The organism is Pseudoalteromonas sp. Isolate6, assembly GCF_022398435.1.
In the GTDB taxonomy this organism is placed as follows: domain Bacteria; phylum Pseudomonadota; class Gammaproteobacteria; order Enterobacterales; family Alteromonadaceae; genus Pseudoalteromonas; species Pseudoalteromonas galatheae.
The window spans coordinates 1-11,127 of the sequence record NZ_JAKEVK010000160.1; the positions used below are offsets into that span (position 1 = coordinate 1).

Annotated in this window: 9 protein-coding genes and 1 pseudogene; 5 read left to right on the forward strand and 5 right to left on the reverse strand. The window is 41.3% G+C overall.

Annotated features, from left to right (window positions below; translation table 11 throughout):
* Positions 1-235: 235 nt before the first annotated feature.
* Positions 236-1,208 (forward strand): annotated as a pseudogene (locus tag L1D50_RS17395) (integron integrase).
* A 203-nt stretch (positions 1,209-1,411) separates the two neighbouring features.
* Here L1D50_RS17395 and L1D50_RS17400 read toward each other — a convergent pair.
* Positions 1,412-2,110 (reverse strand): hypothetical protein, encoded by a 699-nt coding sequence (locus tag L1D50_RS17400; RefSeq protein ID WP_239966495.1) that lies wholly within the window; start codon positions 2,108-2,110, stop codon positions 1,412-1,414.
* Positions 2,111-2,437: 327 nt separating this feature from the next.
* On the opposite strand from L1D50_RS17400, the gene L1D50_RS17405 reads away from it, so the two are divergent.
* Entirely contained in the window at positions 2,438-3,046 is a 609-nt protein-coding gene (locus L1D50_RS17405; protein ID WP_138524740.1) for a hypothetical protein, read from the forward strand.
* Here the strand turns inward: L1D50_RS17405 and L1D50_RS17410 are convergent, their stop codons facing one another.
* On the reverse strand, positions 3,047-3,853 hold the full coding sequence (locus L1D50_RS17410; protein WP_138524742.1) for an aminotransferase class IV: 807 nt from the start codon (positions 3,851-3,853) through the stop codon (positions 3,047-3,049).
* A gap of 107 nt (positions 3,854-3,960) precedes the next feature.
* Here L1D50_RS17410 and L1D50_RS17415 point away from each other — a divergent pair, with 107 nt between their 5' ends.
* A complete protein-coding gene (locus L1D50_RS17415) occupies positions 3,961-4,887 on the forward strand; it encodes a LysR substrate-binding domain-containing protein (protein WP_138524744.1) in 927 nt (308 codons plus the stop codon).
* On the opposite strand, the gene L1D50_RS17420 is transcribed toward L1D50_RS17415, so the two are convergent.
* The 3 genes from L1D50_RS17420 to L1D50_RS17430 all read right to left on the reverse strand — a co-directional run bounded on the left by L1D50_RS17420 (position 4,849) and on the right by L1D50_RS17430 (position 7,503).
* Positions 4,849-5,469, reverse strand: a complete 621-nt coding sequence (locus L1D50_RS17420; RefSeq protein WP_138524745.1) for a LysE family translocator — start codon at positions 5,467-5,469, stop codon at positions 4,849-4,851. The genes L1D50_RS17415 and L1D50_RS17420 overlap by 39 nt on opposite strands.
* 103 nt (positions 5,470-5,572) lie before the next feature.
* On the reverse strand, positions 5,573-7,186 hold the full coding sequence (locus L1D50_RS17425) for a PepSY-associated TM helix domain-containing protein (protein WP_138524747.1): 1,614 nt from the start codon (positions 7,184-7,186) through the stop codon (positions 5,573-5,575).
* Positions 7,183-7,503 (reverse strand): hypothetical protein, encoded by a 321-nt coding sequence (locus tag L1D50_RS17430; RefSeq protein ID WP_138524748.1) that lies wholly within the window; start codon positions 7,501-7,503, stop codon positions 7,183-7,185. Before L1D50_RS17430 ends, L1D50_RS17425 begins: the two co-directional genes overlap by 4 nt.
* A 437-nt stretch (positions 7,504-7,940) precedes the next feature.
* On the opposite strand from L1D50_RS17430, the gene L1D50_RS17435 reads away from it, so the two are divergent.
* Both L1D50_RS17435 and L1D50_RS17440 read left to right on the forward strand, forming a co-directional pair.
* On the forward strand, positions 7,941-9,989 hold the full coding sequence (locus L1D50_RS17435) for a TonB-dependent receptor (protein WP_128725752.1): 2,049 nt from the start codon (positions 7,941-7,943) through the stop codon (positions 9,987-9,989).
* Positions 9,990-10,298: 309 nt separating this feature from the next.
* Positions 10,299-11,048: a transporter substrate-binding domain-containing protein gene (locus L1D50_RS17440; RefSeq protein ID WP_138524750.1), complete on the forward strand. Its 750-nt coding sequence runs from the start codon at positions 10,299-10,301 to the stop codon at positions 11,046-11,048.
* Positions 11,049-11,127: the final 79 nt, after the last annotated feature.

Sequence of the window (11,127 nt, forward strand, 5' to 3'; positions counted from 1 at the left end):
CTGAATGCTAACAATTTAATATCGACCCAATGGGTCGTTTATCTACCAAGTCATGGGTCATTATTCTCATTGTACCAGCTTTATCACAATAACTAACTTGTTGCTACAGATATATTTTTAATCATTCATAGAAACTATGAAAAGGATAAAAACGACCCAGTGAGTCGTTTTCTTGACTATAGGAGAAACACAACAACACTGTATATAAACACAGCAATGGGTTGGGGCTAGCTCAATGAGAACTCGTTCACCATTTTTAAACCACATCGCAGAGTTTATGCTGACTAAGCACTATTCGCTCAGAACCGTTGATACATATCTTAAGTGGACTTCTTCCTATATTCATTTTCATGATAAGCGTCACCCAGCTTCAATGGGCGATAACGAGGTTGTCGAATATCTCGACTACCTTGTGCTTAAACGTAATGTGTCGCCTAAAACACAAGCGACAGCGTTAAATGCATTATCTTTTCTGTATAAGCAAATAATTAAACAGGATTTGTGTCCTAATTTAACGTTTGTCAGAAGCAAGCGCCAATCTAAGTTGCCAATTGTTATGACCCCCGAGGAGGTTAAACGTCTCATGTCGTTTTTAAGTAAACGATATTATTTAATTTCAGGTTTAATGTATGGTAGCGGCTTACGTGTAATGGAAGCTGTTCAACTACGAGTTCAGGACATTGACTTTGACTACAAGTGCATTCGGATCTGGAATGGAAAAGGGAATAAACATCGGGTGGTTACTCTCGCCACAGAACTTATACCTTTGCTAAGAAATCAAATTGCTCAGGCTGATGAATACTTAAAATTAGATTCCCAGAATGAACGATATGCAGGTGTTTGGATGCCAAACGCACTAGCAAGAAAATATCCTAGCGCCAATAAGTCAATTGCTTGGCAGTATCTATTTCCCTCATATAAGTTAAGTGCAGATCCTGAAACTGGGGGAGATCCGCCGACATCATTTTCATCAAACAGGAGTACGTAAAGCGGTTAAAGAGGCAGCCAAAAAAGCACAAATAACAAAACCTATAACGCCCCACACTTTTCGCCACTCTTTTGCTACACACCTGTTACAAAGTGGGGCAGACATTAGAACAGTACAAGCTCAGTTAGGCCATTCAGACGTTAAAACCACTCAGATTTATACCCATGTTTTACAGCAAGGCGCAAACGGTGTTGTTAGCCCTTTGAGCAAAATTTTCTAGCTCGTTTTGGGGCATACATGAGTTAGTGGAACGTGCGCTTTGTAGAACAAAAGTAACGTTGACGACCGTCTTTTGTTCCACAAAGCGCGTGTCAGGTAAAGTCTAGCCCCGTTCTTTTTAAACGGTTAGATTCGGGTATGGGCTACTACATTTTATACCTGGTAAAAAGTGCAAATCCCAGCAAACAATAATGATCACGGCAATCAAGTCGTGCCAGTTACTGGCATATCCGAATCAAAGCCAACACTGGTAAATAGGCTATCTAATTCAAGCTCAAAATCTTTGCGGTTTACATCCAACGCTTTTAATGTTGTTCCGCCAAGTAACGCCTCTTGGCCCTTCTCTAGGCGTGCATGTAAACTTGCAATTACCGCACGAATGCGATCTCTATCTTGCTGCGCCAATGCTTTTTGACTTTCAGTTTCATGGTCAAGCTTTGCTAACATTTCCAGCCGCTCAGAGAGCTCCTTGTACGCTAAGAAATCTAGCTCTAAATTTTTAAACAGTAATTGCTGCGCTTGATCTTTACTACTGATATCAACCTTTACAGGCCTTGTCATCATATCAGCCAACAACCCTCGGAGCTTTTCGTAAGCAGCCTCATCTTGAGACGCAATGCTTGTAAGATCGAATAGAACTTCGTGATCCGCAAATTGGAACTGCAGTAACGCTTCACTTTTATCATGTTGCGACGTTTCGCTAGACGAGCCATTGCTCATGGCATTCATAAAGTTTTGTTTAAAGGTGTGAGCACGTCCCCCACCAGCAGCAAAGTGATTGTCATTTGCTGTAAGCTGATTATGAGCGCTTGGGATCACTAGTTTCTCTCGCTCTACAGGTGAAAAGTTCAGTGAAGTAGGCTCAATCAGCGATACTTGATGTCCAGTTAAAAACGTTGGCATTGGGCAAGTCTAAAAACAATCTCGGTGCTAGACCTTTGCAAGCATTATTCCAAATAAATATTTTCAACAACAGCCGATGAATTGATATCAATAGCCACTGAACACGGGAATATTTCGTTTTCTTAATAACTCGTACAGCTTCATGGGCAATTCATTGCCGCTTAGGTACGTTAGGTTGCCCTATTTAGAGTCTAAACGGCAACGAGTTTACTGCCGAACAGATTGCAGAGCCGTACTTAAAAAAGAAACGCCGCAATAGCAACGAAAGCGGAATTTGGTATAAACCTTGCTGTATAAATATCAACCACCCAATGGATGTGCTTAATCATGAAATTGACGAAGGAAGAATTACAATTCATTAACCGAACCCTAGCCGGTAATCGCGTTGCAGGCTCGCTATTGCCGGAAGCTAGGGATCAAAAACAGCAAACGCACAGTGAGATTAAAAAGTTACTTGCGAGTATTTCAAATAGTTCTCAGTTTTGTCTCGTTGCCAAAAATGCCAACGAGCAGGTCGAGTTTCCACTTAGCGACCTATCGGCATTGATGGAGATTTTAGACAACAACTTAGAAGCACCTAATATCGTAGAAGCCGCTAACTCTAGTGCGCCACGTAGCTGGCGTACTTGCCCATCAACGCCGGTCAGGTTTAGATTGTCTCCTCAAATGATGCCGTTTAACATGGTCTCCATATCCCAATCCGGTGGACTGATTAATACTTTTCCCTACCAAGCAAATGCAATCCAAATTAATGTGATCAGTCGGATAGCTAAATTATATCTTGCCGACCCTATTCCACTGTTTGCAAACGTCCACTCGATAAAGGTGACAAGCCCATTGGAGCTCGCCGTATCCTTTGCAATGAATAAAACCGATAGCGAAAAACTCAAAGCATTTATTCTTCATAACTACATACAGCGCAAGGGGTTAGATTAGTTAGGCCAAACTGGTCACTGGCGCCTTATCGTGTAACCTTCGTAGTAATGTATAAAAGTCATGATTTGATTTAAGCTTTATTCTATCAAGCGCTGTGACAGGGACACAAGGCGTCCAAGAGTTTAGTAGTGCAACTCCCTCTAACTGAGCTATCTCACCTAATGAAATATCAGCACTTCTTTGCTTTATACCAATTTGATGTGCCATTGCTTCTATAATTTGCATCATAGTGCCGTGCAATTTGGCCCCTTTTGGCCATACTAACCCTTCGCCATCCCAGCCAACAAGATTCCAAATACTGCCTTCCAATACTCTATTATCATGAACGAAAAGTGCGTCGTCAAACCCGGCTTTGTTTGCTTCACGCATAAAGTGAGTCTTTGCGATTTCACCCACATGTTTAGTGTCGGCTAGTGGGCGCTGATATTCAAAAGATTTCAGACGCATAGACCCCGTTGGACCATCATGTGCAGCACTTGTTTTAATCATAATATTGAGATCCGCATCTTTTGATTTTTGCGTAAATTCACCATCTGAACTAAATACCGTGATTAAGATTGAGCCATCCTTTGGGGCTTCCTTTACCGCAGCTTGTAGCTGCTCTACCACATCCGTCTCTTTCAACTCCATTGAAAATATTTTTTGTGAAGCTTGTCGTAATCTTGCAATATGAAACTCAAATCCTTTTACTCCATATTCTCGCATTTGCATTGCAGTAAAATGTGCATGCCCTGCAAATGCCAGATTTTCCAACTCTTCTATTTTCGCTACATTCCCATTGATAAAAGTAGAGTACTTACCTTTCATTTCACTAGTCCAAATACCTCTGTGTGGTATTATTCTCTCCAAAATAGTGGGTTTTGAAAAACGAATAGTTTTTGCAAACCTTACAAATTTAATTTGCAGGGTGTTAAATGAAGTACTTGAGTGGTTCTCTCTTACAAATCTTGGATGCAAGCTTGCGACTTAACAGCTTTTCAAAAGTAGCAGAAGAACTTGGACTGACACCTGCAGCGGTGAGCTACCAAGTTAGGCTACTTGAAAGTCGACTTGGTTTTTTGTTATTTACACGACAAAGTGGAGGTCTTGAAGTGACCAAAGAAGGGCGACTCATTTGCCAACAAGCTTCTAAGTCGCTTACACAAATGCACTCGGCAATAGCGCAAGCCAAGCAGCTCAACCAAGATAATAAAACATTACGCATTACCGCCAGTACGCGCTTTGCCACTCAACTATTGTTACCTAATTTAGCTCGTTTTAAATCATCAAACCCTGATATCGACATTGAAATCGATATTTCGGATAAAATAAGACCATTGGTACAGAGCGACTTTGATATTGCGATACGCTTTTGTGATGGTGTGTTGGAAGGAGCTGTTGAAATAAAAAAATTGATGAATACCAGTCTTGTCGCTGTTTGTAGCGAAGCTTTTTGGCAACAGCATCAAGCCTTGTTGGAAAGTCCTAAAACATTTCCTCAATTTTTGTTGTGTTCAGTTAAGTGTCGCGTCGGTTCTTTAGAGTGGCCAAGTTGGTCAAATTGGTTTGAAAACTTTACCGACATTGAATGGAACACTGCTGAGCACATCTCATTCGATGAAATGACACAAGTGATCCAGTTTATACAAGACGAGAATGCGATTGGTTTAGTAGAGCCTAAACTGGCTACGAGAGAAGTTTCTAGTGGTCGATTAGTTCAGCTTGATAAGCGCGAACTGGCGATCCCCGCTCCCTATGCATATTATGCGATCATTCCTGATGGGCGCAAAGATAGAGCGCCTATCCAAAAGTGCTTACAATGGCTACAGGGATTGGTAAACAACTCTGAGCGCAAGCAATAAAAAGGCACAGCCCAGTATTTTATCAATTACAGCACGCTTGGCCGTTAAATCGAATTTGTCTCTTGCTGAAGCACTCAAAATTGAGACAATAAAATACCACAGCGCATCTATCGTTAGCACGGTAATACACATGATAAAACCTACTGTTAATGTCATCTTTTCTGGGTCGATAAACTGCGAAAAGAGCGCAACGAAGAAAATAGCCAATTTAGGATTCAAAAATGCAATTGCAAAACCATCCTGCGCAGCTTTGGCATATGAGGTTGCCACTTGAGACTGTGATACCGCCAACCCTTGGCTTTTACTCATTAGGATTTTTATCCCCATCCATGCCAAGTAGGCGGCACCACCGTAAACCAAAAATTGGTATACAATCGGAAATTGATGAATAAGCCCTGACAGCCCCAAGATTGCTAGGCTGGCATAAATGCCAACTCCCAAACCATGCGCAAGGCTTGCGACGATACCATGCTTGGCACTATGAAATAGGCTATAACGCAAGACAACAGCTAAGCTTGGGCCCGGTGACATCGCACCAAAAACACAAATTGCAGCAAGGCTTAACCAGGCTGTAAGTTCCATAATTTTTCCGTAGAGAGTTGCAAAGGGCGTAGGATAACAGATTTGAAAAATTAGATAACTCTTTGCAAGTAAAAAGGGGCTACTCGCCCCTTTTTATATGTTTTTATACAGACTGTGTTTGTAACTCATGTTCAGTTTGCTGCTGACCAATAAACCAAATGCTATTGGTTTCGCCATAGTAAGCTCTATGTTTTGTCTTATTAGCCATTCGCCAGAAAGTAGCACCCAGAATCATAGCGGTTAGCTCTAAAGCAATGGAAGACCAAGCAGTTGCAGGCCAAATACCAAGACTTGGGATTATAAAAGCGATGACCGAAGTTAGCGGCAACGAGAAGCACAAAATGGCAATCGCTCTTTGTGACCAAATTGCCGTTTTACTCATGCCGATAACGAACGCCGCAATTAAGGTAAAACCAAAACATAGATAATAGACCCACATATACACAACATTAATATTCAATGTGGTCAAGGCAGCCCACTTCGTTACGGCAAACGCCGTGGCTACACCTAATAATGAACCCATTGCCACGCCAATAGTCAATTTGCCCATCACTCGGGTTGATTTTGACTGCTCTAGCTGTTTTTGCTTACGGCGCTTCTCAAGCCATAATAAATTACCAGTATAAAATAACACTGCGCCTAAAATGCCCATTATAAAATAAGCCCAGCGACCAAGCTCTCCGCCGTAGCTCCCAAAGTGAAGACCGAATAACGTAGTCACGACGGCCCCCCAAATCCCCCGAGCATCATCTGCGACACTGCTTGCAGATACTTCAAATGTATACGGGTTCATAAATAAATAATCAGCTTCAGGGCCTCGCATCAAGTGTTCATCACTAAACAATTGAATTGACGCTGAGGGCCTAGTGCCATTTAATCGACTCAAAGTGATTTCTTTGACTTGGTGGCCGGGCGCGTAGTCTCTCGCTTTTTGCAAAATCACTTCAAGCCTCGGCAAATTTTCAACCTTGTACTCAATAGCTGAAGGTGCTTGACTCGGAAAAAGTGGTTTGTCGCCATACAACTTACCTAACCCACCATACAAGATGTCGTGGAATGCAAACACAATGACTGTGATGGCAATAACAATATGAAACGGTAAGCTAGTTATCCCAATTAGATTATGAGTATCAAGCCAAAAGCGACTCGCGCCTTTTTTATCTCTTAAAGCAAAAAAACTTTTGATAAGCGTCGGGAGTAAGAAAATAACACCCGAAACAAGCGCAATAAAATACAAAATTGCGGCAATACCGAGTACATAGACCCCAGCCTGATCATGTCCAATTTCACCTGCGATACCTGCGCTACGGTGAAGATAATCCACTAACGATGACAATTCATTAATATAGCTGGTATGTGCTTCAAGCTCTCCAGCCTCATTTAATGTGCCGTGCCAGAGCGTTTTATCAAGGCTCAAGCCCCGAGCGCCACCTTGCTCATACCAATTTACTGGAGAGTGACCTGCTTCAAAATTAATATTAATACCATTTAGTGCTTCAGGATGTTGCTCAAACACACGATGGATCAACGCATCGTATTTGTCGGCGTCGACTTGAGGCAAATGGTGGGAAGGTGGTGTAGCCCATTTGTCGATACTACCCGCAAACATGGTGATAGCACCAGCAAAGAAGCCAATAAACAACAGTAGACCGGTCGTTACTCCTGTCCAAGTATGTACATTCTGATAAATCCTTAATATATCGGCGCGGATCTTCATGCCATCCCTCTTACAACAAATAAAATAACGTAAACAACCAAGTTAGCGCCACCAAGCCAAAGCACTGCTTGTTTTGAGCTTTTGAACATAAAAACAAAACTCAAAATGAGTAACCAGATAGGAGAAATCATCCACATACTGAACTGAGTCCGCCAACTTTGTCTTGCAGGAGTTAACGTTTCCATCAAGCCGTCGCTCCCTACCCAAGCGAAAAGACCAACGATACCAAAGCTCAGTGCCAAGCCAAGTATGACACCTGCAAGTGTCTTCCCCCACCAGTCTGGTTGGATTTTGTCAGCATTTGAAAATCTGCTCATTGGGACTTCCTAAATAAAATCAGAATGGTGAATGGGATTAGCGCAGTCAATACCATAACGCCAATGAGCCAACTAAACACAACCGCTGCACCAGTGAAAATTTGTATTGCAAAAATGAATGCAATTGCCAGAAGAATATAGCCGGCAAATCTGACAGAGGTAGACAAAGAGCGCTTTAACAAGCGCTGATGCTTGTTTGTGCAGTAAATTAACGTAATTGCAAGGCTCAAAAGAGCGACAAAAAACACGCTTAACAAGGTAAAACTCCGTTTTACAGTAAGATTGAAGATTAAGGCGAGGTTAAGATTATAGCGAATGTTTAGCTTTCAGCAACATCAAATACAATTGATATGATAATCATTTTTATTTAAAATATTAAAAGACTGACAACAGTCTCCCAAAAAAATAACTTATAATTGGTAAAAAGGATCACCTCGGTGAATACATATTCTACAAAAAAGTCTCTTATAGCGCTTTGTGTCTCAACCGCACTACTCTCTCCTCTTAGTTATGCCGATGATGAAAAAGAAATCGAATCTATTGAAAAAATCATTGTATTAGGCGAAAAAACGGCACGAAGTCTAAAAGATACAGCTTCTTCCGTATCTGTAATTGATGAGTCTCAACTCAAAGATTTAACGCACTTAAGTTTAAGTAGTGCAGTTTCTGAAATAGCCAATGTAGTCGTACTTTCAGGCGCAAAGCCTGACATACGTGGCGTTTCAGGTAATGGTTCGGCGACTGGATTCAATGGTGTTTCTGGTGGTGCCAAAGCAAGAGTTTCAACCATTACCGACGGTGTGGCCGAACCATTTATGGCTGATCTAACCGGCGATACAGGAATGTGGGATGTAGAACAAATAGAGGTATTCCGAGGGCCACAATCTACTAGCCACGGCCGAAACAGTATCGGCGGCGCAATGTTTATAAAGACCAAAGATCCTTCTTTTGATTGGGAAGGCGCAGGTAGGGTTGCTTATAGAAATAAAGAGAGTTATATAGATAAGTCGATCATGCTATCTGGGCCACTTATTGATAATGAGCTAGCATTTCGTATCACCGGTCAACGCGTTGACGGTGAAGACTATGACAATAGTATTGAGTACAAAGATAATCCGCCAAAATTTGACCTAAATGAGCTCAACACAGAAAAAGCCAGATTTAAATTACTGTGGCAACCTAGTCAGTTTGAGGGAGTAACGGCACTTCTTAGTCATTCAATTGCTTTTGAAAAAGGTAATACAGGCCGTACAAACTATATCGCAAAGGATCCTCGCGCTTTCATTCCAGCATGGGAGCGTTATATGGACACCAATTCAAAAACAACTAGCTTAAAAATCAATCACAAACTAAATCAAAGCGTTGATTACGAAATTTTGATGGCAGCTATGGATTATAATTTCGGTTTTGATTCTTATGAAGCTAACCCAAAATTTGAACAAGTAATGAGGATGAATGAAGACAATGTAAATGTCGAGTTCAAGCTCAACTACAGCGCCGAACTTTTATCAGGCTTCATTGGTTTAGCATATTATGACAGAGAACAAACCTATCATAGTGATGGCTTTGCTAACTATTTTGGCAGTGATGATAGTAAATCAAAAGCCATATATGGTGAACTAAGCTATAAGCTAAACCCTGACTTTACTATCATCACCGGAGCACGTATTGAGCAGGAATCACAATGGCGTGATATTCACTTTACTACTGCTCAGGGGGTACTAAATTCCCTACTCGATCAAGACAAAACAATTCGCTTACCTAAACTGGTTTTACAATACAATGTAAATGATAAAACCACTGCATCTCTTAGCGCTAGGCGTGGATACAATGGTGCAGGTGGCGCGTTACAATGGGAAACTGGAGAGTATTATTATTACGACTCAGAAACCGTTAACACGTATGAACTGGGCCTGAGATCTGCATTAAGTAACGATTTGAATATCAGTGCGAATTTGTTTTATAACAATTACGACGGTTACCAAGCAAATGATCCACAATATCGCATCTCCAATATGGATACTGTGATCACCTACGGTGCTGAATTCGAGTTTTCTGCGATGTTAACACCTGATCTTCAGCTTCGAGGTGGAGCAGGTGTATTGAGAACCGAAATACAAGATACCAGCGTAAAATTCTCTGCGTTTGATGGCAATGAGCTAAGCTCAGCGCCGGGCTTCACAGCAAATTTAGCAATCAAATATTGGCTCACTGATGACCTGCATATTGGCCTTAGCACAGTTAAAGTAGATGAGTACTACGGTGAAATTGGCAATACTAAAGAGCGGATCGCTGGCGATTACACGCTGTCTCGCTTTAATATCGATTATGAAATCGATAATTGGCTGATTGCAGCCTTTGTGAATAATGTTTTTGATAAAGAAGCATACACTCTGGTTTCACCAAGCAGTCGTCGCTACGAATATGGCTATGTTGGCATTGTAGACCCTCGCAATATGGGTATCTCTGCTACCTACCAATTTTAGGGTTCACTGACTTTTCATGTTTATACCAATTAGCTTAATTAAGTGCCTATTTTAAGGTAATAAAATCTTACTATTTAGCTGTTCTAACTGAGAAAGTTTTGGCACAGTTAGTATCCGATTTACTCCTTTAAGTCGGGCAAGTATTAAGACTAATTGGTGTTACTGTTCAGCAAAGAGCAGTGAACCTCAAGCACGAAGCCGTTTGTTTACTGCTTCGCGCTTTTAACGAAAAGGCGCAACGTCCACTCTGTTGCGCTTTTTCAATTCTATTATTACCCTTAGAGTAGTCAATTTAGGGTAAATTTGTCGATGCGCATTTTTTTCATTTTGCTACTAACTCTCTTCAGTACTTGTGCCAAGGCAAGAACGGATAGCCGAACAGTACACATTTGTTTTGAACGGTGGTGGCCTTATAGCTTTATAAATGAGCAAAAGCAAGTTCGCGGGATTGAGGTTGATGTTATTAAATCAGCACTCGTTAGCAGTCCTTACCGAGTCACATTTCATGAACTTCCTTACCGTCGTTGTTTAGCAGGCGTCGCCGATGGCACGTTTGACTTTACTTTACACGTTGATGAGGCTGATGGCTTTCCAATTATTAACGTGTCATTCACCACTTGGCAGCTTTCTCTTGCGGTTAAAAAAGGTCGCTTTAGTAGCCCTGATGACTTTTATCAGCTTACCGCCCCTAGAGTCATGATCTCAGAGGATTACAGCTATCCGGAAGCAGCAGTGCAAGGGTTAAAAGAAATCAAAGCGGCTATTGTCCAACGTTCATTTTATGAGCAAAATCATGACGACGGCAAAAAGTTTTTTAGCGTACTCAATAACAATAGAGTTGACGCCGTTTTAGTCGATAAAGTGTGGGCATTAGAGATGATCCGCCGCCATCAGCTTGAAGTCGACTTTTTGCCTCGCCCCTTTCATGCTGAGCAGCAATTTATGGGGTACAACATCGCTAACCAAGCGATGGCGAAGCGTATAGAGTCACTCTTAGAAAAAGTTCCGGTAAAAAGAATTAAAGCTATTGAGATTAAATATTTAGGCGACGATTTTTAATTCCTAACGCAATAATTTCATGTTCAAATAACAAACAAATAACCACACTACGATAATCTAGTTCTACACTTATAATATC

Bases quoted from the DNA above. Each gene is read 5' to 3' on its own strand.
- L1D50_RS17440 (WP_138524750.1), top strand. From the start codon at position 10,299: ATGCGCATTTTTTTCATTTTGCTACTAACTCTCTTCAGTACTTGTGCC.
- L1D50_RS17420 (WP_138524745.1), bottom strand. From the start codon at position 5,469: ATGGAACTTACAGCCTGGTTAAGCCTTGCTGCAATTTGTGTTTTTGGT.
- L1D50_RS17415 (WP_138524744.1), top strand. From the start codon at position 3,961: ATGAAGTACTTGAGTGGTTCTCTCTTACAAATCTTGGATGCAAGCTTG.
- L1D50_RS17400 (WP_239966495.1), bottom strand. From the start codon at position 2,110: ATGCCAACGTTTTTAACTGGACATCAAGTATCGCTGATTGAGCCTACT.
- L1D50_RS17430 (WP_138524748.1), bottom strand. From the start codon at position 7,503: ATGAGCAGATTTTCAAATGCTGACAAAATCCAACCAGACTGGTGGGGG.
- L1D50_RS17405 (WP_138524740.1), top strand. From the start codon at position 2,438: ATGAAATTGACGAAGGAAGAATTACAATTCATTAACCGAACCCTAGCC.
- L1D50_RS17410 (WP_138524742.1), bottom strand. From the start codon at position 3,853: ATGAAAGGTAAGTACTCTACTTTTATCAATGGGAATGTAGCGAAAATA.
- L1D50_RS17425 (WP_138524747.1), bottom strand. From the start codon at position 7,186: ATGAAGATCCGCGCCGATATATTAAGGATTTATCAGAATGTACATACT.